This is a genomic window from Streptomyces macrolidinus (assembly GCF_023887685.1).
Classification (GTDB): domain Bacteria; phylum Actinomycetota; class Actinomycetes; order Streptomycetales; family Streptomycetaceae; genus Streptomyces; species Streptomyces macrolidinus.
In genome coordinates, this window is record NZ_JAMWMR010000006.1 from 127,562 (window position 1) to 150,407 (window position 22,846).

Below are 22,846 nucleotides of genomic sequence, written 5' to 3' on the forward strand. Positions count from 1 at the left end.
CGCTCCCACGGGGGCGCTCAGGTGCTCAGGCCGAGTGCTCCGCGAGCCGGTCGAGAAACACGGCCTGCGCGGTCACGATGACCTCCCGGGCCCGGTCGAGCCCCATCCACTCCACCCGGTCCAGCTCGGGGAACTCCAGGACGCGCCCCGACCTCGGCGGCCACTCCATCGTGAACGTCCCGGGCGTCACCTCCGCCGGGTCGAGGTCCGCCTCGACCGCCCAGACCGTGACGATCTTGCCGCCGGTCTGGCGCACCTCACCGAGCGGTACGGCCGCCCCGGCGGGCGGCGGCAGCCCCAGCTCCTCCTGGAACTCGCGGCGCGCCGCGTCCCACGCGGACTCCTCGGGGTCGTACTCGCCCTTGGGAACGGTCCACGCCCCGGCCTCCCGGCGGGCGAAGAACGGGCCGCCCATATGACCGAGCAGCACCTGGGGACCGCCGTGCTCGGTGCGCCGGAACAACAGCAGCCCGGCGCTGTGCCTGCCCCGCTTGCTCATGACCGCCACGCTATCCGGCGCCGCCAGACCTGTGCAGGACCGTTCCGCAACGGCAAGCGACCGCTTAGTATGCGATCGACCCCGCTCAGACGCAGCAGTCCCCGTCCCGTGGAGGCCCCGTAATGCAGGCATGGCGCGTGTACGAGAACGGCGAGCCGAGCGAGGTGATGCGGCTCCAGGAGGTGGAACGGCCCACGCCCGCGGACGGCCAGGTCCTGCTGCGGGTACGGGCCGCCGCCGTCAACTTCCCCGACGCGCTGCTGTGCCGCGGCCAGTACCAGGTCAGGCCGTCGCTGCCGTTGACGCCAGGTCTGGAGGTCTGCGCCGAGACCGAGGACGGGCGTCGGGTGATCGCCAACCCCGCGCTGCCGTACGGCGGTTACGCCGACTACGCCGTCGCCGACGCCGCGGTCGTCCTGCCCGCGCCCGAGGCGCTGGACGACGTGGAGGCCGCCGCTCTGCACATCGGCTACCAGACCGGCTGGTTCGGCCTGCACCGCAGGGCCGCGCTGGAGCCGGGCGAGACCCTGCTCGTCCACGCCGCCGCGGGCGGGGTCGGCAGCGCGGCCGTACAGCTCGGCAAGGCGGCGGGCGCGACCGTCATCGGCGTGGTCGGCGGGGCCGACAAGGCCGCCGTCGCCCGCGCGTCGGGGTGTGACGTCGTGATCGACCGGCGCGCCGAGGACGTCGTCGCCGCGGTGAAGGAGGCCACCGGCGGCCGGGGCGTGGACGTCGTCTACGACCCGGTGGGCGGTGCGGCCTACACCCAGTCCACGAAGGTCGTCGCCTTCGAGGGGCGGATCGTCGTCGTGGGCTTCGCGAGCGGGTCCGTGCCCAGCCCGGCCCTGAACCACGCCCTCGTCAAGAACTACTCGATCCTCGGTCTGCATTGGGGCCCGTACCTCGCCAAGAACCCGAAGCTGGTCCAGCACTGCCACGAGCAGCTCACCGAACTGGCCGCCCGGGGTGCCGTCAAGCCGCTGGTGAGCGAGCGGGTGCCGCTGGCCGACGCCGCGAACGCCGTGCAGCGCGTGGCCGACGGGACGACCACGGGCCGGATCGCCGTGCTGCCGGAGAACGGAGACGCCGTATGACCGACTCCACCGAACTACGCACTCGCACAAGGGAGTTGCTGGCGGCACACCCTCCCGCCGCCACCGACCGCCTCGACTTCCTCAGGGCCCGCTTCGACGCCGGACTCGCCTGGGTGCACTTCCCCGAGGGCCTCGGCGGCCTCGGTGCCCCGCGTTCTCTCCAGGCCGTCGTCGACGCGGAGTTGGAGGCCGCGGGCGCACCCGACAACGATCCGCGCCGTATCGGCATCGGCCTCGGCATGGCCGCGCCGACGATCCTCCGCTTCGGCACCGAGGAGCAGAAGCGCCGCTTCCTGAGGCCGCTGTGGACGGGGGAGGAGGTGTGGTGCCAGCTCTTCAGCGAGCCCGGCGCCGGATCCGACCTCGCGGCGCTCGGCACCCGGGCCGTCCGCGACGAAGGGGCCTGGGTGGTCAACGGCCAGAAGGTGTGGACGTCCAGCGCCCATGCGGCCCGCTGGGCCATCCTCATCGCCCGCACCGACCCGGACGTGCCCAAGCACCAGGGCATCACCTACTTCCTCTGCGACATGACCGACCCCGGCGTCGAGGTCCGGCCCCTGCGGCAGATCACCGGCGAGGCCGAGTTCAACGAGGTCTTCCTCACCGACGTCCGCATCCCCGACTCCCGCCGCCTCGGCGAGATCGGCGACGGCTGGCGGGTCGCACAGACCACGTTGATGAACGAGCGCGTGTCCATCGGCGGTATGCGCCTTCCCCGCGAGGGCGGCATGATCGGACCCGTCGCGAAGACCTGGCGCGAGCGCCCCGAGCTGCGCACCCATGACCTGCACCAGCGACTGCTGGAGTTGTGGGTCGAGGCCGAAGTCGCCCGCCTCACCGGCGAACGGCTGCGCCAGCAGCTCGTCGCGGGCCAGCCGGGCCCCGAAGGCTCCGGCATGAAGCTGGCGTTCGCCCGTCTCAACCAGGAGATCAGCGGCCTCGAAGTCGAACTCGTCGGCGAAGAAGGGCTGTTGTACGACGACTGGAGCATGCGCCGCCCGGAGCTGGTGGACTTCACCGGCCGGGAGGCCGGCTACCGCTATCTGCGTGCCAAGGGCAACAGCATCGAGGGCGGGACCAGCGAGGTCCTGCTGAACATCGTCGCCGAGCGCGTCCTCGGCCTGCCCGCCGAGCCGCGCACCGACAAGGACATCCCCTGGAAGGACCTGGCCCGATGACGACGCAGCCCGACCTGCTGTACTCGGAGGAGGAAGACGCGCTGCGCGCCGCCGTCCGGGACCTGCTCACGGACCACTGCGACCCGGCGGCCGTCCTCGCCCGTATCGCGTCGGACACCCCGCACGACCGGTCGCTGTGGAGGACGCTCGCCCAGAGCATGGGCCTTGCCGGGCTGCTGGTGCCGGAGTCTTTCGGTGGCCAGGGCGCCACGCATCGCGAAGCGGCCGTCGTCCTGGAGGAGTTGGGGCGGTCGGTCGCCCCGGTGCCCTACCTCACGAGCGCCGTCGTCGCGACCGAGGCGCTGCTCGCCTGCGGGGGAGAGGAGGCCGCCGGGCTCCTCGCGCAACTGGCGTCCGGACAGACCGTGGCGACGCTCGCGGTCGGACCGGCTGCCCGGCCGGGCGGCGCCCACCCCGTCGTACGCCATGAACAAGGCGCGCTGCACGGCGAGTTGACCGCCGTGGCGGACGCGGCCGTAGCCGACGTACTGCTGGTCCCGGCGCGGGACGGCGGCCTGTACGCGGTGAACACGGAGGTGGTGACCGTGACTCCGAAGGTGTCCCTGGACCTCACCAGGCCACTGGCCGCCCTCACCTTCTCCGGAGCCCCCGGCCGCCGACTGACCGACGACGCCGGACCGGCCGTACAACGCGCCCTGCGTACCGGCGCCGGGCTGCTCGCCTCCGAGCAACTCGGCCTCGCCGACCGGTGCTTGACCGAGACCGTGCGCTATCTGAAGGAGCGCAGGCAGTTCAACCGGCCGGTCGGAGGCTTCCAGGCACTCAAACACCGGCTCGCCGGGCTGTGGTTGGAGATCGCCGGGCTGCGCGCCGCCGCACGCAACGCCGCCGACACGCTCGCCACCGGCAGCGAGGACACCGACCTCGCGGTCGCCGTCGCCCAGGCCTACGCGGCACCCGTCGCCGTACGAGCCGCCGAGGAGGCACTGCAACTGCACGGCGGGATCGGTATGACATGGGAGCACCCGGTCCATCTGTATCTGAAGCGGGCGAAGGCGGACTCGATCGCGTACGGAACCGCGGGCGGCCATCGCGCCGCAGTGGCCGAACTCGCCGATCTGCGCGCGCCTTGACGCTGCCCGATATGCCAAGAGATGTGCCACGAGCGGACGGAACCACACGTTCGGCGGACACGTCAGCCGCACGGACCAACCCTCCACTACGCCAAACTTGCGGCCGAAAGCGGCAAAGCGGGCGTGGTGGAGGAGAACGACGATGGCCATTTCCATCTCTGTGGTGCTGCTGCTCCTGTTCTTCACGGTGGTCTTCATGCGCAACGGCGCGTTGAAGATCTCGCACGCCATGATCTGCGTTCTGCTCGGCTTCTATCTGGCCAGTTCGAGCATGGCCCCGACCATTCACCAGGGCCTGGCGGCGACGGCGGACCTGGTCAGTGGCCTGCGCCCCTGACTCTCAGAGCGTGGAGAACACACCGATCCCGTTCGGAACCGGGCGTTGGGCGCCCTTGCTGGGGTGATTGCGCACGCTCGCCGCGCGCGCCTTCGAGGCCCGGGTGACCATCGTCGTGGACCCGCCGCCGTCGAGGTTGAACCCGTCCGTGGCACCCAACTTCCCCAGGACACTGGCGACTTCGGCGACGGTGAGGCCGCCGCGATAACGAGGCCCACCGTCGAGAGCGAGGAGCAGCAGACGGTGCCCGCTGTCCGTGATGCCTACGGCGGTGCGTACGGCGGAGGTGGTGGCGTCGAGGCCGGGCAGCGGTGCGCCGTGGCGCAGTACAGGGAAGCCGCCGACGGCGAAGGAGTACCGGACGCGGGACGTGGTCGCCACCAACCGGTGCTGCACCTGGGCCCGTTCGCCCTCGGAGAGCCCGCGCAACGTCCGCGCCCCGGCCTCGCGACCCACGAGCACCGTGGTGCCGGCCGCGATGGGCCCGCTGCCGGGCCGGGCGGCCGTGGCGACGATCCGGCCCTTCCTGACCGTCACCTCGTAGGTGTCCTTGCTGCACGGCGCGGCCCGGTCGCTGTCGGTGCCGCAGGTGGCCCACCTGCGCGACACGCTGCCCCAGTCCGAGGTGTACGCCCCGATCGACCCCTGCGGCAGTGCGAACTGGTTGAGCCCACCGAGCTTCAACCGCCCTTGCGGGGTGCTCACGGAGCCGGACAGGGTGAGCCGGTCGAGCCGGGCCGTGCGGTCGGTGCCGACCCCGAGCACGTCCTTGGTGCTCGTGCCGGGCGGTAGAACGGGCCCGAACCGCTGCCCGTTCGGGACAGCGGCCTTCAGCGGGCGCCCGTCGGCGATCGCGGGCCCGTCGGACGCGCCGGTCACCGCCACGCCGGGGTGCTCGCTCTCCGTGATGTCGAAGAAGTCACCGTTGACCCCCGCGACCGCGCGCTGAGCGTCGGCGAGCCGCGAGACGGTGGCCCGCGCCGCCACGGCCTGCGGATGCAACAGCCCGACCCGTACCTGCGGATTGCGCAGATCGACAGTGAGAAGGTGCGCGCGTGCCACCCCCTTGGCCGCGGAGATGTCGAACTCGCTGTACAGAACGCTCGGTGCGATCGTCCGCGCCCGCTGCGCACCACTGGCCGGGCCCGCCCCCACGAGGGCCGCGCCGACCAGCACACTCGATACCGCAAGAGCCGTGAGCGCCCTGTCGATCCGCCAGCTCCGACGTGCCATCGCTCCCCCTGATGTCTCGTCAACTCCCTGGAAACCAAGGGGCAGTGCATCAGACACACCTCCTCACCGCATGCCCTTCGGGCACCGACGCCACGGGAACGTGTGAGTGAAAACACCCCTTCGAGTGCTTCGACCCCCAAGCCCGCCCGCACCACCCTCGGTTGTGCCACAGACCACCCCGCCAAGCCGCCATGCCCGACGGCGACCGAGGCGCGGTGAGCGGTGCCTGGCTCCGGTGCGGTAGTGTTTACCTGCGCAGTCACGCGGGTCACCGCGAGAACGCATCGGGACGTGGCGCAGCTTGGTAGCGCACTTGACTGGGGGTCAAGGGGTCGCAGGTTCAAATCCTGTCGTCCCGACTCGTAAGAGTCGCAGGTCAGGGGCTGTATCGGAAGTATTCGATACGGCCCCTTGATCATTCTTGGGGACCAGTTGGGGACCCGCGCGCTTGACCGCGTCAGCGGGTGAGCGCTGGGTGGTGGTCAGTGATCCGTGGCCGGCGATCCTGCGCAGGACGTGTACGGGGACCCCGGCGTCGGCGAACCAGATCAGTCCGGTGTGCCGGAGGCCGTGGCGGCGCAGGTGCCCGTAGCCGAGCTTGGTGACCACGTCGTCCCAGTGAGTCGCGTCGCGCAGGGCCGCGGTGAAGATGCGTCCGCCGCGCGGGCCGGTGGACGGTCGGGCGTCCGGGTCAGGACCGGCGGACAGGATGCGCTGGGCGACGAGGGGGTGGATCTCCTGGCTGACAGCTTGGCGGCCAAGTGCGAGTCGTCTCCAAGGAGTACGGAATACTAAACGGGTCTAACGGGTCTACGTAAGTGTCCAGAGGTCGATCGCATAATTCGCGAACGGAGAACACGTCGAGTGCTGGCACGGCGTGGCCGAATTGCCTCTGCTTGTGATCCGATCGGTTGGCGGTGCTCGGGGTCGGGTGTGAGGGAACATCGTCTCTGGAACCGCCGGTTTAGCTGGCGGTTTGCGCCTATATTTGCTCGCCCTCATGGCAGGATCCCGGGGGCTCTGTCCGCTCGGCGTGCAGATTTACCCAGAGGCCTCTCGGCCTCTCGGTTCCCCTGGCACCGAGGGTGGTGTGCCGTTTCCATTTACTTTCGATGACGCGTCATGTGGAGTGCGTTGCCATCCTTGAACCGGCGGCCAGGGACTCCTGCCCCGCGGCTTCGGCGGTGCACATTATGCGCAGTGTGGGCGTTACGGGCGATATCTTGACGCTCGTTCTGGTGGAGTGCCAGGCGGCCTGTCGGGCAGGTCACCCCCCTTGGCTTCGGTCTTGCATGAGGGGTCGTCGGCTTGTTGACGGGCCCCTTCCTGCTCGTCCGGAGGGGGGATTGCGGTTTGCGGGCGTGCTGATGGCCCGGTTGTCGCGTCGAGCGGGCGCAGGGTTCCACTGCTCTGGTGGGGCGGCGCTGCTCGCAGGGACGGGACAGTGCAGGTCAGCCGGGGTTTGGGAGTGCGTGGAGCCGGTCCAGGGCATCGGTGATCACGTCGGTCCAGGGCCAGTGGCGGGCGAGGCGGAGGTTGCGGCGGCGGCCGGTGGTGACGAGTTGGGAGGCGGTGGAGAACAGCCGCAGCCGCAGCCGCAGGCGGCGGGGCTCCCACAGGCGGACCTTGCCGGTCAGTGCGAGTATCGGCATCCAGGCCGGCAGGTCGAGGGCGATCTGGACGACCTCCAGCCAGATCTGGTTCTACGTGGCGTCTTGTAGGGGCAGGTTGCGCAGGCCGGTTGCGGTCCTCGGCCCGGCCTGCTGGCGGTGGCGCAGTTCCAGTTCCGCGATCGGTGCGCGGGTGTTGTTGGTAGCGAAGCACGTCAGCCGCATCCCGTCGGTGTCGGCGAAGCGCAACTGGGCGCCGGGGTGGGGCCGTTCCTTGCGCACGATCGGCCGCATGCCCTTCGGTCAGCCGGTCAGACAGTCGCCGGCCGGTTCGGCGACCCAGGCGCCGTCGCGGATCTCGCCGTCGGGTTCGACGGCCGGCGTCCATGCCGAGACCGAGATGCTCAAAGCGGCCTGGTGGATGGCGTCGGTGACGGTCATGCCTGGATCTCGCTGCGATCCTCGGCCTCCCTGGGGCGCCACCAGCGGGTCGACGGTCGTGCCGAGCCGTTCGAGCAGGGCCGACAGCGCGTCGGCCGCCCATTCGCTCACCGCGAGCAGGGATCGCGCTCCGGCGAGGACCGTGCGGGCCGTCAGTGCCAGGAGTGTCACGAGAGGGTGTCGTACTCCCCGCGGAGCGGATCTCACGGGTCCGGGACCTGTGCGAGCCGTTCCAGCAGATCCGGAAGATCGTTCCCGGACACTTCCGGATGCGGTCAGCGGACGTCCGTGCCTGCCGTGTACGGAACCCTGCCCAACGCGACGAGACGTCAGCATGGAGCGCCAGCCGACTGTGCCGAAGTCCTGACCGAAGAGGGCGCGGTAGTACGCGGCTCCGGTTCGCGCTCCATCCGAAGTTGCCGGTGGGAGTGTCCGTTGTTGCGTTGTCGGACCATCCGGTCTGTTTCCGCTGCGCCCTTCGAGATGCACGACGAATGGATCTCCTTACTCCGCCGCCACCTCCCCTGAAGGCGATATGGGTGATATCTATCCTAAACTCTCTTTTGGTTCCTCTGTGCTACTCAAAGCACCGAAATGCAACCGCAGTTGATCCCCAACTCCATAACGAGGGACACTGCCTGGCGGATGCGTGTTTCGACCGAGCGGCACTCGCTTCGGTATCCTCCCGTGCAGGTCATCGGAGGCCATCTACCCAAAGATTACTGGTCAGTTGACCTCAGGCTTTCGTGATAGCGTCCTCGGTCAGAGGGATAGTGCAACCTGAAAGGGAAATCGTGAACACGGAGAAGATCGCCGCTCGCCGCCTCTCGCTGGAAGAGGTGACGAAGCTCGGCGTGAAGGACAGGATCTTCGTTTCCGCCGACACGGCAGAACTCAAGCTTCCCGACTGCTATGTCCCTGCTTTCCTGACCAAGTCCGGTGAGGCTTTCGATGGTGGCTCGATCACGGTGAGAACCGTATTCCAGGAAGACGTCTCCTGCCTTCCCGACGACGAGAACGAAGCCGGAATCTACTTGGCCGACGAGAACGGCTCGGTGACCATCGAGGTCCTCCAGTCCGCCGGTGTCGTGCTGGACCTGGCGCTTTTCGTCCCTAATGGGGACAAGGGGGCCCTCACGGCCCTTTACGCTGCGGTCCGGCAGGCGTTCGGCGCCGACGTCGTGCAGATCTGGCGTCAGGGCCTCAAGGAGGTTCCCGACGTGAAGGTCGACATCTTCGAGGAGCAGATTCCCCGGGGGCGCAAGGGGAGCGACAGCCCCAAGCGTGACCGTCGCGCGATCGACACCTACCCCACCCGTGCGGACTTCATCGAGTTCTCCGCGGGGTGGAAGCCGGTCGTCGAGATCCACAGGCCGCTTGTCGACGACACCCCGACCATCTGAAGCGGTGTTACCTCTCGTTCTCGGCCCGAGAGAACGCCGAGAACGCATGCGCCGGACCCGGTCGACCCCTGAGCGGCCCAGGGAGCCGTGGGAATACAACTCACGAACGCCGAAGTGCCGTTCCGCTCGATGACCTCGCGAGACAGCCCGCCTGACCAAGGTCAAAGCCTGAAGTTGTTCAGCAACAGCCCTCAGGGCTTCGGCGTAGTCGAGTGACGTCCACTTCGTGCTCAGACGAGGCCGAGGAACGTGAGGGGTCGGCGGGCGTCACGCGCATTGCGGCGAAGGTCGTAGGCGATGTTCTTCGTGCCGTTCAGTCGTAGGGCACCGACCGTGAGGTTGCGCCAGGTCGCCATGGCGCGGGGTGTGTTGTCGGTCCGCCACTGTGTACTCGGCACCGTCGGCTGGCTCCGTTCGACGGTGCGCAGAGACGCAGGCCACCGAGGCGCCATGGACATGAGTCAGGAACCGTCCGCTCGCGCTCCCTTCACCGCAAGTGGTCACGAATCGGACGCCCGCCGACTACGCCGAAGCCCTGCGGTCGCTCCCGCATCCGAGCATGACCGGCCCCGACATCCTCACTGCTCAACGACGCGAACGCGCCCGCATTCGCAGCGAGAAGGAAATCCTCGGGGCGTACGCCACTCGCAGGTTCACCAGAAGTCACTGGTGAACCTCTGACCAGCGCATCAAAATGGCAGGCCCTGCAGGTCCACGCTGATGCTGGGTCGGGGCAGGTCGGTCAGGTCGTACGTCATGGTGCTCAGTGGGCAGGGTCGGACGGCAGCGGGCTGCTGGAGGGTGACCGCCGCAAAGATCTGGCGCCATCCGAGGCGCGTGAAGAACGGAACCTGCTCCGGGAGGCAGATCAGCATCACCGTTTCGGCCCCGGCCGCCCGTGCGTGTTCTACCGCGACGCTGATCATGGTCCTGGCGATGCCCCGGCCCCGGTGAGCAGGGTCCACCAGCACGCTGCCCAGCCCGGCGACACGGCGCGGCGCCCCGTCGAAGGTCATATCCCGTAGCAGCCAACCCAGGGATGCCACCCGCCGGCTGTCATGGAAGGCCGCGAGTGTGTGTTCCTTGTCCGCCCAGGCGAGACCGAGCCCGTTGATTCCGAAGGGGTCGGGCAGGCTGTCTCCGAGTGTGAGGGTGTCCTCCCGGTCGCAGGGGCCGGGCGCGTAACGCAGGCGGATGTCCGCGTCATCGCCACCGTGTTCGTCGACGAGCGCGGACCAGTCCGGTAGCCACCGCGGTGGTGTCCCACTCCTGGCGGCGAGGGGACTGGCCGAGGACGCAGACCGGGCACCGGGGGGCCTGGTCGCCTATCCGAGGTTCCACCGTGCCGTGGAGTCGGCGTCGGCGGCGCTGCGCTGATCCGGTCCTGACGCGTGCCGCGTGCCGCGTGCTGCGCAACGGGAACCGGCTACCGCGTCCGCACCGGATGCTTGCTCATGATCGAGACCCGGTTGAACGCGTTGATGGTGACCGCGACCCAGATCACGGCGGAGATCTGGTCGTCCGTGAGCACCTCGCGGGCGCTGTCGTATGCGGCCTGCTGCAGTGCCGCGTCAGCGGGATCGGTGGTCGCTTCCGCGAGCGCCAGTGCCACGCGCTCGTCGGGGGTGAACACCTCGGTGTCCCGCCACGCCGCCAGCACACCCAGCCGCTGCGCGGTCTCGCCCGCGCGCACGGCCGCCTTGGTATGTACGTCGAGGCAGTAAGCGCAGCCGTTGATCTGCGACACGCGCAGGTTGACCAGTTCCACGAGCGTTCGGTCGAGGCCCGCCTCGGCGGCTACCGCGCGGACCGCTTCCGAGGTCCGGACCAACGCCTGATAGGCCGTCGGGCTCTGCTTGTCGATGAAGATCCGCTGGAGTGCGGACCCGGTCGTGTGAGTGCTCAACCTGGGACTCCTCCGGGGCCTGTCCGGCTCCCCTGTTTTGTGGTGTGTACCTGTTGGTATCGCCGACCTGTCATCGTGCATGATGCATGATAGTTGAATCTGGAACGTCTTTGGAAGGAGTCCACGGTGAGCAATGTCGAGACGAAGCCGATGGAATTGCGATGCGGCGCGCCGGCGGACCTCGAGCGGTCGGCCGATGCGGCGCGGATCGACGTACTGACGCCCCGCGATGTGCCCCTCGGCGGCCCCCGCGCGATGACCGTGCGGCGGACCCTGCCGCAGCGCGCCCGGACCTTGATCGGTGCCTGGTGCTTCGTCGATCACTACGGCCCCGACGACGTCTCGGTGACCGGCGGCATGGATGTCGCCCCGCATCCGCACACCGGTCTGCAGACGGTGAGCTGGCTGTTCAGCGGGGAGATCGAGCACCGTGACAGCCTGGGCAGCCACGCCTACGTACGGCCCGGCGAGCTGAACCTGATGACGGGCGGGTACGGCATCAGCCACTCGGAGGTCTCCACCCCGCGCACGACCATCCTGCACGGCGTCCAGCTCTGGGTGGCGCTGCCAGGGGAGCACCGCAACACCGAGCGGGACTTCCAGCACTACGTACCCGAGCCCGCGCGAGTCGACGGCGCCGAGATCAGGGTCTTCCTGGGCTCCCTCGCCGGCCACACCTCCCCGGTGCGAACCTTCACGCCCCTGCTCGGCGCCGAGATCGTCCTCCAGCCGCACGCGGCCCTCACGCTCGCCGTGGACCCCGGCTTCGAGCACGGCCTCCTGGTCGACCAGGGCGAGGTATGTCTGGCTGACACCCTGGTGGGCCCGGCGGAGCTGGGCTACGTCCACCCGGGGATCGACGTACTGACGCTGACGAACGAGTCGGACGACGTCGCGCGGACGGTCCTGCTCGGCGGCACCCCGTTCGGGGAGGAGATCGTCATGTGGTGGAACTTCATCGGGCGCAGCCACGAGGACATTGCCAGGGCCCGGGACGACTGGCAGAACTCCTCCGATCGCTTCGGCGCCGTCGAAGGGTACGAGGGCGACCGTCTTCCCGCCCCCGCTCTGCCGAACGCCGTCATCAGACCGCGCAGGAATCCACCGCGCCACTGACCAGTCCGACACGTCACCCCACCTGAAAGGCACCTGATGAGCCAGCATTCCCCCGCTTCGGTCGTTGAGCGCAATGACGCCAAGAACCGCTACGAGATCCTGGTCGACGGCAAGCGCGCCGGACTTACTGCCTACCTCGACCGCGGTGAACAGCGCGTCTTCTACCACACCGTGGTCGACGACGCCTTCGCCGGACAGGGCCTGGCCTCCCGACTGGTCCAGGAGGCACTCACCGACGTGCGCACAGCCGGAAAGCGGATCGTGCCCGTCTGCCCGTACGTGGCCAAGTTCCTGACGCGACATCATGAGTTCTCGGACATCACCGACCCCGTGACATCCGACGTCCTGCAGTGGCTGGACGCGGAACTGGGCTGACCCCGTCTCGGTCAACGCGCTTCGCGCCCTTGACCTGCTCCGGGTCGCGGGGACCGGACCTGCGCCAGGCAAGACGTACACACTCTGGTTCACGGAGCGCCGGGCCCCGCCGCGGGTGTGATGCGGTTCCCGGCGCCGAGGGGTATCGCAGCGAGGGCAATTCGAGTGTACGGCGGCACTGTCCAGGTGTGGCCGGGAGCATGCGCGCCCCCTCGCGCATATTATCCGCCAATATTGCGATATCGACTCCCGGTCGGGCGATCACATCGCGCGGCTGCATGGATTCCCTGGGAGTGACGTGACCCGGCCCAACACTCGATTCCCGCAGGCATGGACGACCCTTGGTCTGGCGCTCACCGTGGCCGGACTGTCCGGCGGCGTGGGGCAGACCTCGCCGGAGTTCTACCGTGCCGCGTACAGCTCCGAGGTGGAGGGCGGCCAACCCACCACAGGAAGCGCCGGCTCTCTGCTCCGGGACCCGCCGGAGCTCGTCAGCCGCGGCGGGGTGCTCAAGGCGGCCATCGTCGTGGAGCGGCGCAAGGTACAGGTCGGCGACCGCCGGTTGTACGCGACGACCTACAACGGTGCGTACATGCCGCCCACGTTGCGAGTGCGGCCGGGTGACCGCATTGACCTGACCATGGTCAACCGCACCGACAAGTACACCAACCTGCACACGCACGGGCTCATGGTCTCGCCGCGCGCTCCCGCCGACGACATCTTCCTCTCCATCAAGTACGGGCAGTCGTACCACTACCGTTACCGGCTCCCGCGCGACCACCCCACCGGCACCTACTGGTACCACTCACACGCCGACATGCTGTCCGCCGCCCAGGTCGCCGGCGGTGAGTCGGGCATCCTCGTCGTCGAAGGCCTGAAGCGGCACCTGCCGCCGTCATTGCGCCACATCACCGAGCACACCGTCGCGCTCAAGGACGACCAGGTCGAGGGTGACGCGATCAAGACCCACCCCTTGAGCGTCGGGGCGGCCACCAACCGCACCGTCAACGGCCAGCAGAACCCGGTGATCCGCATCCGGCCGGGGGAGACCCAGCTCTGGCGGTTGGCCAACATCGGCGCCAACATCTACTACAAGCTGCACCTGCCGGGCACCCGCTTCCATGTGATCGCCCAGGACGGCGTTCCGGTGCGCAGGATCCACACCGAGGACACCCTGTTCGTCTCCGCCGCCGCTCGTTTCGACGTCTTGGTCCAGGGCGGCGCTCCTGGCACGGCCCGACTGGAGACGCTGCCGTACAACACGGGCCCGGCGGGCAACCAGTTCCCCCAGGCCGACCTCGCGACCGTCGTCACCGACGGCCCGCCCATGCACCGGGAGGCCGTCCCGAGCCGCTTCGCCCCGCAGGAGGACCTGAGCCACGCGAAGATCGCGGCCCGTAAGACGATGGTCTACACCGAGAACACGGCGGGCACCGTCTTCTACATCAACGGCCGGACGTTCGATCCGAAACGGACCGACTTCACCTCCACCCTCGGCACAGTCGAGGAGTGGACCGTCCGCAACGACTCCGACGAGGACCACAGCTTCCATCTGCACACCGACCACTTCCAGTTGATGAGCACCAACGGGAAGGCCGAGGACCCGTCCCACAGTGTCTATGACACGGTGAACGTGCCGAGGCGTGGCTCCGTCGTCCTCCGCGTCCACTTCACGCACTTCACCGGCAGGACCGTTCTGCACTGCCACATCCTCAACCACGAGGACATGGGCATGATGGCCGTCCTCGACATCGTCCCGCCCCGCGACCGCCACCAGGAGACACACGGCGGTTGACAGCCGAACAGGCCGTACGGCCAACGGTGTCACTTCCTTCTGGAAGATCCACCGTTGGCCTCCCGACAGCACCATCGACACCGGCTCCGCGTACCTGGCGGCACGAGCGCGGAGCGGTCGCAGCGCCTCAGCGGCGACGTACCGAGGCCGTGTCCTGGTGGCGCAGGGCGAGGAAGCACCGGTGACCGTGTCTCCACTGGTCGGTGACGCTGAGGGCAAGGCCCTCGGCGATCCTGTGCAGCGCTGGTGCACCCAGACGTGCCCAGGGAAACGGCGGACCTTCGTGGCCATGGGTGTCCTCGAACCGGGCGGTGCAGCGCTCCTCGACATCGTCGGGGTCGACCTCGACGAGGAGAAGACCCGTCGGGGCGGTGACCTGGAAACAGCGGTACAACAGGGCGCGCGGGTCACCGCCGATACCGATGTTGCCGTCGATGAGCAGGACGGTCTGCCAGCCTCCCTCGGCCGGTAGCCGGTCGAACACCGAGCGGCGCAGTGCGATCCCGCCGAGAGCGATGGTGTGGGCCACCGCCAGGGGAGCCACATCGACGCCGAGCGCGAAGGCTCCGCGACTCAGGAGTGCCCTGCACAGCCGGCCGGGCCCGCAGCCCACGTCGAGAACGGGGCCGACGCAGCGATCGAGCACGGATTCGTCGGCCGTGGTGGGATGCGCGTACCAGCGATCCACCGGCATCCGGATCCGGCGTCCGTCCGCCAGCCGCAGGTACACCAGCTCGTGGCCGCTGCGCAGGGCCAGTGCGTAGGCTTCTGCGCCGGTGCCGGGCGACCGCTCCTCGCCGGACGTCATGGTGCGGTGTCGTGACCCGGTGCGGGTCGCTTCTCGTCGGCGCGGGCGGCCCGCCGGAGACGGCGGAGCTCGAGGGCGAAGGCAAGGGCGGAGGCGCCGAAGAGCACAGCGGTGATGGCCAGCCATCGGCCGAGGTAGACGCCTTCGGACAGTCGTGCGGCATCGGGGTAAGGGATCGCCAGGTCGAGGATGAGGGGGAACCAGACGAGCAGGAGCACGCCGGAGAGGAAGGCGGGCACGCGCAGGTAGTTGATCCACGGCGGTTGCGGGATGTGGGTGGCGCGATGTCGCAGGACAGCCTGTGCCGACAGATCGGCGAGTGAGTACAGGGGCAGCAGGATCAGGTCGTGGACGATCGCCGCGCCGACGAACCAGATCGCGACCGCCAGCGGGCGGACGGCGAACAGGCGCACCAGGGCGTAGCCGGTGAGGGCGAACGAGGCGACCAGGACGAGAAGATGGAGGGGGCCGGAGCCGTACCAACGGACGAAGCGCGCCATGATCATGTCCTGAACGTGAGCCGGCGCACCCACTTGGTGTTGTTCACGCCGGGGTTGGCCGGGACGATGACGCGCGCCGGGTGGCCGTGGTCGAGCGAGAGGTCCGCACCGTTGACTTGCAGGGCGAGCAGCGATCGGAGGTCGTGGATCTGGTTGCCCCGCAGTACCACCGAGCGGTAGGGGCCGTGTGGTTGGACGGACTCCACCAGGACGCTTCCGGCGTCGGGGAGGCCGGCCAGAGCGGCGAGGTCGGCCAGCCGAAGGCCGCTCCAGTGCTGGTCGTCGGTGGACCATCCCTCCACGCAGGCGATCGGTAGTGCGGCGGCATGCCGGGGCATCGCGAGGAGCTGTGCGCGAGTGAAGACGAGTGTCGGCCCTCGGCCGCGGACCTCCAGCCGCCAGTCCGGCCCGACATGGGCGGGGGTGACGCCGAGGGAAGCGGCCGTCTTGTTGACCTGGAAGTCCTTCGGGCCGCCACCCGGATCACGGTTGTGCGGCGCGAGAAGGGCGGTCCTTCGCAGTCGGCCGCCGATGCTCTGCCCCGCGGTGACCACCAGGAGGAGCAGTGATCCGCTCCCCACCAGGGCGAGTGCGCCGCGACGGGTCATGGTCGGTGCCGCGGGCTCGAGCGCGACCAGGCCGTCCGGATCGGGTGGCTCCGGCCGCGTGTCGGCGAGTCCGGTGCGCAGCTCCGTCAGCAGGCTGCGGGAGCGCAGGGAGCGGGTCATCCGGCCGAGTCTCAGGCTCACATGGACGACGAACGCGGCGATGAACACCCAGGCGCCGTAGAAGTGCAGGGTGTAGAAGGAGCCCGGGAAGACGTAGAAGAGCTGGATGTTGAGGATCCCGGTGGCGAACTCGAAGACGACCCCGCCCACCAGCGCCAGCAGCGACAGCCGCTCCAACGCATGGGCGGCGCCGCGGGATGGCGGCCACTCGAACAGCTTCGGGATCACCGACCACAGTTTGGCCAGCACCACCGGCACCAGGACCACGCCGAGCGTCACGTGCACGCCTTGGGTGAGCCGGTAGAGCCAGTAAGGACGCGTAGGCCAGTCGAACAGGTAGAAGCCCAGCAGGCCCTTGTCCGGGGTCTGGTCGTTGAGTGCGCCGAGGCCGGGGTTGTAGGCGGCGTAGGAGAGCAACCCGGTGACGAAGAGCAGCGGGATGCCGATCAGCAGCACCAGGCCGAACACGGACGTCAGCCAGGGCCCACGGAGGGGACTGCGCCAGAAGCCGGGACGGAACGGCCCCGGTGGCGGGGGAGTCCGCTCGACCCGCCGCACGAAGGCCCGGACACGAGCGGCGCCCTCGGCGGCCCGCGCCGCGGCGGCAGCGCGAACGCGTTCGAGGCGCCCCGGCGCGTCCCCCTCGTCCGATGCGGGGTGCTGCGGCCCGTCGGAGCCCGGCGCCGACGGTCGTCCGCCACTGTCCACCGGCTGCCTCCTCCGTCTCCGGGCCGACGCTGAGAAGGCGGATGAACTCCATCGCTCCGTCAGTGCCTGTCAGGTCATCAGCTACAAGCTGGCACAGGTCGGGTCGGCGTTCCGGGCCAGTCGTGCATGCGGGTGTCTCTTGCCAGTCGAACGGTCGACGTGGCACTCCGTACGGCTCGACGGGTCGTGCCGTGGCCTCATAGTGGTGGGGTGCGACGCATCAGCGCACGGCACAGCATCCTCACCCGGCCCGGCCGCACCGCGCTGACCAGGGAAGTGCTCTGGTTCGTCATGATCGGCGTCGCCTCCACGGTGGTCCAGGCACTGCTGTACTGGGCTCTGCGCCATGAGGCGTCGCCGGTCCTGGCCGATTTCGCCTCCCTCGCCGTCGTCACCGTCCTCAACACGGAGGCCAACCGCCGACTGACCTTTCGCGGGTCCACGGTCCGGGTCCTCCAGGCACATCTGGCCGCGGGCGGCCTGTTCCTCCTGGCCTACCTGGTCACCTCGGGCGCCGTCCTGCTTCTCCGTCACTACCGGCCCACCGTCTCGCCGGCGGCGGAGACTCTGGTGCTCGTACCGAGCTTCGCCCTGGTGACCGTGGTGCGCTTCGCCGTCTTACGGATGGTCGTCTTCAGCCGCCGCCACCGATGACCCCCTTGCATCCGGTGTGGCTGACAGCCCGCCGCCGCGTTGCCGGGTCCGGACGAGTGCGCCGACGAGCACCGTAGCGGCGGCCAGCCCGTACGCAGTGGCCTGCACGCCATGCCACTCCCGTGCGCCCGCGACATACAGCACGGTGCCCGCGGCGGCGACAGCGAGCCACTCCCATCGGCCGCCCATGGCAACGAGGGCCACGACAAGCAGCGCGTACCAGTAGTACGCGGGCGAGGTGAGCAGCAGCGCAGTGCCTGTGACCAGCAGCGATCCGTGCCACGGCCGCTTCGGATCGCCGCGCCGCAGGACGTACCAGGCACTGAGCGCGACCAGTGCGACAGCGGCCGGACCGGCCCAGGCGTCCGGCAACACCAGCCGCAGCAGCGCGAACCGGCCGACGTCGCCCGGCTCGTACCCCTCCTCCCGCAGGTAGCCGGGGAGGTATCCCAGGACCGCGGAACCGGACGCCAGCAGGTGGGGGAGGTAGACGAGTGCCACGACACCACCGGCGGCGAGCAGCACGCTCGCCGTCTCCCGCAGCCGGGCACGCGGGTGGCGCCCGGGGGCCAGCACCCCCGACAGCGCGCCCGGAACGGTGAGAGCGGGCAGCAACTTGACGGCGATCGCGGCCCCGAGCAGCGCTCCACGGCGTGCTCCCGCGGCCGTCCCGAGCGCGGCCACCGTGAGCAGCACTCCGAGCGTGTCCACATGGGCGTCGTTGACCGCGGCGAACGGCACCGCCGGACACCATGCCCACAGCGCCACCCACCACGTGTCGCCACCCCTGCGCCGCTGCACCAGGAGCAGCGCCACCGTCGTGGCGACGGCGAGCACCGCACCGGCGATCTGCAGCGGCTTGTGCCGCCCGCCTGCCGGGGAGACGGCGTGCACCAACAGGAACCACCCCTCGGCCACGGGCGGATAGATCGTGCGTTCGGACGGCCTGTTGATGCGCGTGCACACGCCCCTCACCGAGCGGAGGTCCCACCCATGGCATGCGGAGGTGGCGGGGAAGAGCCACGGATCACGCAACCGGGCGAGCTGCGGCGCGTCGGGCGGGTGGGCGTACGGGGAGACCCCCGCGGCCTGCACTCGGCCGTCCCACGCGTAGCGGTACATGTCGTCGCTGGTGCGTGGCGGAGCCGAGAGCGCCACCGAGCACAGGGCGATCCCGCCGGCCAGGATCAGTGCCACGGAGGTGCGCACCGGCATGCGCCGCACCACCCACACCGCGCAGGCGAACAGCACCCACGCGGCGGCGTACCAGTACAACAGCGCGGCCGGACGGCCGAGATCACCGCCTGCGCGGAGGGTCGCGGCGACGACGGCCGTGAGGGCGGCGAGGAGCGTGATGGCGCAGAGCGTACGGACGCGCACATCCGCCACAGTGGCAGCCGCGAACGCGCCGGACGGACTCGCCGCGCCGCGTAGGCGGATCCAGCCGTAGCCTCGAAGGCGTGCTGATTCTCGTCACGGGCGGGGCCGGGTTCATCGGCTCCCAGGTCGTCGGTGCGCTGGTCGAGGCCGGACACGAGGTGCGCGTGCTGGACCTGCGGTTCCCCGAGCCGCCGCAGTTCCCGCCCGGCGTCGCGTTCGTACGGGGCGATGTGCGGGACCGGGCGGTGGTCGAGGAGGCGCTGCACACGGTGGACGCCGTCTGCCACCAGGCGGCCATGGTCGGCCTGGGCCGGGACTTCGACGACGCGCCCGCCTACGTGGGGTGCAACGACCTGGCCACCACCGTCCTGCTCTCGGCCATGGCCCGGCTGCAGGTGAACGAACTCGTCCTGGCCGGATCGATGGTCTACTACGGCGAGGGCCGCTACGACTGCGCCCACCACGGGACCGTCCGGCCGGGCCCGCGCCGGGTCGCCGACCTGGACGCCGGGCGGTTCGAGCCCGTCTGCCCGCGCTGCGGCGATCCGCTGACCCCCCGCCTCGTGCCGGAGGACGCACCGCCCGACCCGCGTAACGTCTACGCGGCGACGAAAGTCGCTCAGGAGCACCTGGCCACCGCCTGGGCCCGCGCCACCGGCGGCCGGGCGGTCGCCCTGCGCTACCACAACGTCTACGGGCCGGGCATGCCGCGCGACACCCCGTACGCCGGGGTGGCCTCGCTCTTCCGCTCCGCGCTCGCCCGCGGCGAGCCGCCCCGAGTCTTCGAGGACGGCGGCCAGCGCCGGGACTTCATCCATGTCCGGGACGTGGCCGCCGCCAACCTGACGGCGCTCGGCGCGGTCGGTGCCGCGATCCCGGACGGCACACTGCGCGCCTACAACGTCGGCAGCGGGAGCCCGCACACCGTGGGAGAGATGGCCACCGCGCTCTCCGCTGCCTGCCGTGGGCCCGAGCCGGTGGTGACCGGCGAGTACCGGCTGGGCGACGTCCGCCATATCACCGCCTCCTCGTCACGACTGCGCGAGGAACTCGGCTGGCTGCCCCGAGTGCCGTTCGCCGACGGCATGCGGGAGTTCGCGAAGGCCCCCCTCCGTGGCACGGGAACGGCGCCTGGGTGACGCGCGGATGGGAGCGGATCCGCGAACGGGAGCCGCCGGATGCGCCCCGATCCGGGCGCGCCGTCCCTCGGTTCTCACCGTAGGCTGAAAGACGTGACCGAGAGGCAACGGCCCCTGGTGGACGTCGTACTCCCGTGCCTGAACGAAGTGGCCGCCCTTCCCTGGGTGTTGGAGCGGATTCCGGCCGACTGGCGAGCCGTTGTCGTCGACAACGGCTCGACCGATGGCTCCGCCGAACTCGCCGCGTCGCTGGGCGCGTACGTCGTGGGCGAACCGGTGCGCGGCTTCGGCGCCGCCTGCGCGGCCGGGCTGCGCGCCGCCGCCGCGCCCATGGTCTGCTTCTGCGACTGCGATGCCTCCCTCGACCCGGGGCTGCTGCCGTCCCTCGCCCAGCCCGTCCTGGACGGTGAGGCGGACCTGATGCTCGGCCGCCGCAGGCCGACGACGCGCGGGGCCTGGCCGATGCACGCCCGCCTCGCCAATCGCGAACTGGCCCGGCTGATCCGCCGCCGCACCGGCCTGCGCCTGCACGACCTCGGTCCGATGCGGGTGGCCCGCCGGGAGGCCCTGCTCGAACTGGACCTGACCGACCGCAGGTCCGGCTATCCGCTGCAGATGGTCGTCCGCGCCGCCGACGCCGGATGGCGGGTGCGCGAGATCGACGTGCCGTACTACCCGCGCACCGGCCCTTCCAAGATCACAGGAACCTGGCGTGGCACCTGGCACGCGGTGCGCGACATGCGCGCGGTGTTCAGCGAGCCGCCGCGGCGTCCGGCGAGAGTACTGCGGTGAGCGGCCCGGTCGGGCCGAGGCCCGAGAGCGAGGCCGGCTCGACCACGGTGTTGGTGATCGCCAAGGAGCCAAGGCCTGGGCACGTGAAGACCCGGCTCACCCCGCCGTTCACCCCCGTCCAGGCAGCCGCGCTGGCGGAAGCTGCGCTCGCCGACACCCTCGAGACCGTACTGCGCTGCCCGGCCCGCCGCCGAGTGCTCTTCCTGGACGGCGCGCCTGGACGCTGGCTGCCGCCCGGCATCGAGGTGATCTCGCAGGTGTCCGGCGGCCTGGACGAGCGGTTGGCCGCGGCCTTCGCCGCCGTGGCGGACGGCCCCGCCCTGCTGGTCGGCATGGACACCCCACAGCTCACGCCGCAGCTCCTCGCCCCGGTCATGGGTCCCGGCGCGTGGCGGGGGTGCGACGCGTGGTTCGGCCCGGCGGAGGACGGCGGGTTCTGGGCGCTCGGCCTGGCTGTGCCCGACCCGGCGCTGCTGCGAGGCATCCCGATGTCCACCGCGTACACCGGCGCCGCACAGCGCGACCGCCTCACCGGGGCGGGCCTTCGGGTGCGCGACCTGCCGCTCCTGCGCGACGTGGACACGGCACCCGACGCAGCCGAGGTGGCAGCCGCGGCGCCGGGATCGAGGTTCGCCACCCGCTGGGAGCGCTACTCTTCCGGCTTGCTCTAGCCTGGCGCGGCGCCCGCCCGGCGCATGGGCAGCAGTGAATCTCGTACGACCGGTTCACCGGCGACGACACAGCACGTGACGCAGTGCGTTGGCGATCAGCCGGTCGCTGCGGTCGGTCATGTGCGCGCAGGAGGCGTCGAGTTGCTGGGGGTCAAGGGGGCGCAGGTTCACATCCTGTCGTCCCGACAGTGATATCGGTTGTTCCGTCCGCAGGTCAGGGGCTCTCTTCGGAGGGCCCCTGATGCGTTCGGAGGAGCGGCCACGCCGGGGGCTCAGGCCCGTGTTCTGGGCGGTGTGTTCGTGAGCCCGTTCGGCTGGTGTCGGCCGTCGGGTGGCAGCGTGGCCGGAGTGCGGGCGTTCTTCAGCCACTCCACGTAAGCCGGTGCCTCCCGGGCCACGGCCCAGTAGGACTCCTCCAAGTGCGGGTAGACCTCGTCCAGTTCGGCCTCGGTACGGGCGGCCAGCAGCAGCCGCACGCTGATGGGGTCGCCCTCCAGCGGGCGGATGGCCAGATCGGGGCGGGGGTGGGCGGTGGGCTGGCTGACGGTGACGACCTCGCCGATCGCGGCCAGCGAGTACGCGGTGAGGTAGTCGCCGTGCAGCATCTCCGACCGCAGGCCCGCCGACCGCAGGGCCCGGAACAGTGCATCCCACTCGCCGTCGACGGTGGCGTCGACCATCCAGCGGTCACCGGCCAGGTCGGCCATCCGCACCCGGTCGCGCGAGGCCGCCGGGTGGTTCGCGGCGAGCGTGACGAACTGCGGCTCGCGTTCGACGAGGACGCGGACGCGGAGTCCGGGCGGCATCCGCAGCGGGCTGCCCTCGACCTCGTGCACGAACGCCATGTCGAGCCTGCCGGCGGCGACCATGGCCAGCAGCGAGTTGGCGGAGACGTTCATCTGGAGCGTCGGCTCGATCCGCGCCACCCCGGTCCGCAGCCGGTGCAGCCAGCCCGGGATGGCGCGGTTCGCCGTGGCGCCGATGCGCAGCCGGAAGCCGCAGGCGACGCGGGCGGCTGCGGCCCGGGTCTCCGTCACCATCGCCGCGAACTCCGTCACCAGCGGCCGGGCCCGGCTGAGCACCACCAGGCCCAGCGGGGTGGGGCGGCAGCCCGTGCGGCTGCGTACGAAGAGCTGGGCGCCGAGAGCGTTCTCGATGCGCCGCAACTGGGTGCTCAACGAGGGCTGCGCCATGCCGAGTTCCCGCGCCGCTCTGTGCAGACTGCCGGTGTCGGCGATGACGCAGAGCACGCGCAGGTGCCTGACCTCCAGCTCCATGGGGGGAGCGTAGAGCGGGGCTCCGTGTGACACCAGGTGTTCAAGTGCCAGCGAATGCGGATGAGTTGGACCCTGATAGCCCGGCGCTATCCCCGATTGCCATCATCC

At 70.2% G+C, this 22,846-nt stretch carries 22 protein-coding genes, 1 tRNA gene and 2 pseudogenes; 13 read left to right on the forward strand and 12 right to left on the reverse strand.

All coding sequences use genetic code 11. From position 1 onward, the window contains the following. Positions 1–25: 25 nt before the first annotated feature. On the reverse strand, positions 26–499 hold the full coding sequence (locus NGF19_RS09680; RefSeq protein ID WP_252424089.1) for an NUDIX hydrolase: 474 nt from the start codon (positions 497–499) through the stop codon (positions 26–28). Positions 500–621: 122 nt separating this feature from the next. Here NGF19_RS09680 and NGF19_RS09685 point away from each other — a divergent pair, with 122 nt between their 5' ends. The 4 genes from NGF19_RS09685 (at position 622) to NGF19_RS09700 (ending at position 4,202) form a co-directional block, all read left to right on the forward strand. After that, complete coding sequence (locus tag NGF19_RS09685) at positions 622–1,593, forward strand: NADPH:quinone oxidoreductase family protein (protein WP_252424091.1); 972 nt, start codon at positions 622–624, stop codon at positions 1,591–1,593. Continuing rightward, complete coding sequence (locus NGF19_RS09690) at positions 1,590–2,771, forward strand: acyl-CoA dehydrogenase family protein (RefSeq protein WP_252424093.1); 1,182 nt, start codon at positions 1,590–1,592, stop codon at positions 2,769–2,771. Before NGF19_RS09685 ends, NGF19_RS09690 begins: the two co-directional genes overlap by 4 nt. After that, positions 2,768–3,865 (forward strand): acyl-CoA dehydrogenase family protein, encoded by a 1,098-nt coding sequence (locus tag NGF19_RS09695; protein ID WP_252424095.1) that lies wholly within the window; start codon positions 2,768–2,770, stop codon positions 3,863–3,865. Before NGF19_RS09690 ends, NGF19_RS09695 begins: the two co-directional genes overlap by 4 nt. A 142-nt stretch (positions 3,866–4,007) precedes the next feature. Beyond that, positions 4,008–4,202: a hypothetical protein gene (locus tag NGF19_RS09700; protein ID WP_252424097.1), complete on the forward strand. Its 195-nt coding sequence runs from the start codon at positions 4,008–4,010 to the stop codon at positions 4,200–4,202. A gap of 3 nt (positions 4,203–4,205) precedes the next feature. Here NGF19_RS09700 and NGF19_RS09705 read toward each other — a convergent pair whose 3' ends face one another. Then, positions 4,206–5,435 (reverse strand): phosphodiester glycosidase family protein, encoded by a 1,230-nt coding sequence (locus tag NGF19_RS09705; protein ID WP_252424098.1) that lies wholly within the window; start codon positions 5,433–5,435, stop codon positions 4,206–4,208. 285 nt (positions 5,436–5,720) lie between these two features. On the opposite strand from NGF19_RS09705, the gene NGF19_RS09710 reads away from it, so the two are divergent. Further along, positions 5,721–5,794 (forward strand) — tRNA-Pro (locus NGF19_RS09710). A gap of 109 nt (positions 5,795–5,903) precedes the next feature. Here the strand turns inward: NGF19_RS09710 and NGF19_RS09715 are convergent. Further along, positions 5,904–6,182 (reverse strand): annotated as a pseudogene (locus NGF19_RS09715) (site-specific integrase); the annotation flags it as partial. A 704-nt stretch (positions 6,183–6,886) separates the two neighbouring features. Then, a pseudogene (locus NGF19_RS09720) lies at positions 6,887–7,587 on the reverse strand (transposase); the annotation flags it as partial. Between the two features lie 693 nt (positions 7,588–8,280). Between NGF19_RS09720 and NGF19_RS09725 the strand changes: the two are divergent. Further along, positions 8,281–8,889 (forward strand): hypothetical protein, encoded by a 609-nt coding sequence (locus NGF19_RS09725; RefSeq protein ID WP_252424099.1) that lies wholly within the window; start codon positions 8,281–8,283, stop codon positions 8,887–8,889. Positions 8,890–9,119: 230 nt separating this feature from the next. Here NGF19_RS09725 and NGF19_RS09730 read toward each other — a convergent pair whose 3' ends face one another. The 3 genes from NGF19_RS09730 to NGF19_RS09740 form a co-directional block, all read right to left on the reverse strand. Further along, on the reverse strand, positions 9,120–9,287 hold the full coding sequence (locus tag NGF19_RS09730) for a hypothetical protein (RefSeq protein ID WP_252424100.1): 168 nt from the start codon (positions 9,285–9,287) through the stop codon (positions 9,120–9,122). Positions 9,288–9,578: 291 nt separating this feature from the next. Further along, positions 9,579–10,085, reverse strand: a complete 507-nt coding sequence (locus tag NGF19_RS09735) for a GNAT family N-acetyltransferase (protein WP_308288470.1) — start codon at positions 10,083–10,085, stop codon at positions 9,579–9,581. A 230-nt stretch (positions 10,086–10,315) separates the two neighbouring features. Next, positions 10,316–10,795 (reverse strand): carboxymuconolactone decarboxylase family protein, encoded by a 480-nt coding sequence (locus tag NGF19_RS09740; protein WP_252424102.1) that lies wholly within the window; start codon positions 10,793–10,795, stop codon positions 10,316–10,318. Between the two features lie 126 nt (positions 10,796–10,921). Here NGF19_RS09740 and NGF19_RS09745 point away from each other — a divergent pair, with 126 nt between their 5' ends. The 3 genes from NGF19_RS09745 (at position 10,922) to NGF19_RS09755 (ending at position 14,081) form a co-directional block, all read left to right on the forward strand. Next, complete coding sequence (locus NGF19_RS09745; protein ID WP_252424103.1) at positions 10,922–11,911, forward strand: pirin family protein; 990 nt, start codon at positions 10,922–10,924, stop codon at positions 11,909–11,911. 36 nt (positions 11,912–11,947) lie between these two features. Then, complete coding sequence (locus NGF19_RS09750) at positions 11,948–12,286, forward strand: GNAT family N-acetyltransferase (protein ID WP_252424104.1); 339 nt, start codon at positions 11,948–11,950, stop codon at positions 12,284–12,286. Between the two features lie 298 nt (positions 12,287–12,584). Then, positions 12,585–14,081 (forward strand): multicopper oxidase family protein, encoded by a 1,497-nt coding sequence (locus NGF19_RS09755; RefSeq protein WP_252424105.1) that lies wholly within the window; start codon positions 12,585–12,587, stop codon positions 14,079–14,081. 127 nt (positions 14,082–14,208) lie between these two features. Here NGF19_RS09755 and NGF19_RS09760 read toward each other — a convergent pair whose 3' ends face one another. The 3 genes from NGF19_RS09760 to NGF19_RS09770 are packed head-to-tail and all read right to left on the reverse strand — an operon-like array spanning position 14,209 to position 16,675. After that, positions 14,209–14,889 carry a class I SAM-dependent methyltransferase gene (locus NGF19_RS09760; RefSeq protein ID WP_252424106.1) on the reverse strand — a complete coding sequence of 227 codons (681 nt, stop codon included), beginning with the start codon at positions 14,887–14,889 and terminating at the stop codon, positions 14,209–14,211. Continuing rightward, positions 14,886–15,389, reverse strand: coding sequence for a hypothetical protein (locus NGF19_RS09765; RefSeq protein ID WP_372505629.1), 504 nt, complete (start codon positions 15,387–15,389; stop codon positions 14,886–14,888). The genes NGF19_RS09760 and NGF19_RS09765 overlap by 4 nt, the downstream gene beginning before the upstream one ends. Before the next feature lie 2 nt (positions 15,390–15,391). Continuing rightward, positions 15,392–16,675: a molybdopterin-dependent oxidoreductase gene (locus tag NGF19_RS09770; protein WP_252424335.1), complete on the reverse strand. Its 1,284-nt coding sequence runs from the start codon at positions 16,673–16,675 to the stop codon at positions 15,392–15,394. A 360-nt stretch (positions 16,676–17,035) separates the two neighbouring features. Here NGF19_RS09770 and NGF19_RS09775 point away from each other — a divergent pair, with 360 nt between their 5' ends. After that, positions 17,036–17,479 carry a GtrA family protein gene (locus NGF19_RS09775; RefSeq protein ID WP_252424109.1) on the forward strand — a complete coding sequence of 148 codons (444 nt, stop codon included), beginning with the start codon at positions 17,036–17,038 and terminating at the stop codon, positions 17,477–17,479. Here the strand turns inward: NGF19_RS09775 and NGF19_RS09780 are convergent. Next, positions 17,444–18,859 (reverse strand): glycosyltransferase 87 family protein, encoded by a 1,416-nt coding sequence (locus NGF19_RS09780; RefSeq protein ID WP_252424111.1) that lies wholly within the window; start codon positions 18,857–18,859, stop codon positions 17,444–17,446. The genes NGF19_RS09775 and NGF19_RS09780 overlap by 36 nt on opposite strands. A gap of 80 nt (positions 18,860–18,939) precedes the next feature. Here NGF19_RS09780 and NGF19_RS09785 point away from each other — a divergent pair, with 80 nt between their 5' ends. The 3 genes from NGF19_RS09785 (at position 18,940) to NGF19_RS09795 (ending at position 21,461) form a co-directional block, all read left to right on the forward strand. Continuing rightward, positions 18,940–19,998 (forward strand): NAD-dependent epimerase/dehydratase family protein, encoded by a 1,059-nt coding sequence (locus NGF19_RS09785; RefSeq protein WP_252424113.1) that lies wholly within the window; start codon positions 18,940–18,942, stop codon positions 19,996–19,998. Positions 19,999–20,115: 117 nt separating this feature from the next. Then, positions 20,116–20,790, forward strand: a complete 675-nt coding sequence (locus NGF19_RS09790) for a glycosyltransferase family 2 protein (protein WP_372505638.1) — start codon at positions 20,116–20,118, stop codon at positions 20,788–20,790. Next, positions 20,787–21,461, forward strand: coding sequence for a TIGR04282 family arsenosugar biosynthesis glycosyltransferase (locus NGF19_RS09795; protein ID WP_252424115.1), 675 nt, complete (start codon positions 20,787–20,789; stop codon positions 21,459–21,461). The genes NGF19_RS09790 and NGF19_RS09795 overlap by 4 nt, the downstream gene beginning before the upstream one ends. Before the next feature lie 272 nt (positions 21,462–21,733). On the opposite strand, the gene NGF19_RS09800 is transcribed toward NGF19_RS09795, so the two are convergent. Next, positions 21,734–22,738, reverse strand: a complete 1,005-nt coding sequence (locus NGF19_RS09800; protein ID WP_252424117.1) for a LysR family transcriptional regulator — start codon at positions 22,736–22,738, stop codon at positions 21,734–21,736. Positions 22,739–22,846 lie beyond the last annotated feature (108 nt).

What these genes read in the sequence shown, in the direction of transcription:
- NGF19_RS09680 (WP_252424089.1), bottom strand. Translation starts at nt 499, where the DNA reads ATGAGCAAGCGGGGCAGGCACAGCGCCGGGCTGCTGTTGTTCCGGCGC.
- NGF19_RS09685 (WP_252424091.1), top strand. Translation starts at nt 622, where the DNA reads ATGCAGGCATGGCGCGTGTACGAGAACGGCGAGCCGAGCGAGGTGATG.
- NGF19_RS09690 (WP_252424093.1), top strand. Translation starts at nt 1,590, where the DNA reads ATGACCGACTCCACCGAACTACGCACTCGCACAAGGGAGTTGCTGGCG.
- NGF19_RS09695 (WP_252424095.1), top strand. Translation starts at nt 2,768, where the DNA reads ATGACGACGCAGCCCGACCTGCTGTACTCGGAGGAGGAAGACGCGCTG.
- NGF19_RS09700 (WP_252424097.1), top strand. Translation starts at nt 4,008, where the DNA reads ATGGCCATTTCCATCTCTGTGGTGCTGCTGCTCCTGTTCTTCACGGTG.
- NGF19_RS09705 (WP_252424098.1), bottom strand. Translation starts at nt 5,435, where the DNA reads ATGGCACGTCGGAGCTGGCGGATCGACAGGGCGCTCACGGCTCTTGCG.
- NGF19_RS09750 (WP_252424104.1), top strand. Translation starts at nt 11,948, where the DNA reads ATGAGCCAGCATTCCCCCGCTTCGGTCGTTGAGCGCAATGACGCCAAG.
- NGF19_RS09760 (WP_252424106.1), bottom strand. Translation starts at nt 14,889, where the DNA reads ATGACGTCCGGCGAGGAGCGGTCGCCCGGCACCGGCGCAGAAGCCTAC.
- NGF19_RS09765 (WP_372505629.1), bottom strand. Translation starts at nt 15,389, where the DNA reads ATGGCGCGCTTCGTCCGTTGGTACGGCTCCGGCCCCCTCCATCTTCTC.
- NGF19_RS09800 (WP_252424117.1), bottom strand. Translation starts at nt 22,738, where the DNA reads ATGGAGCTGGAGGTCAGGCACCTGCGCGTGCTCTGCGTCATCGCCGAC.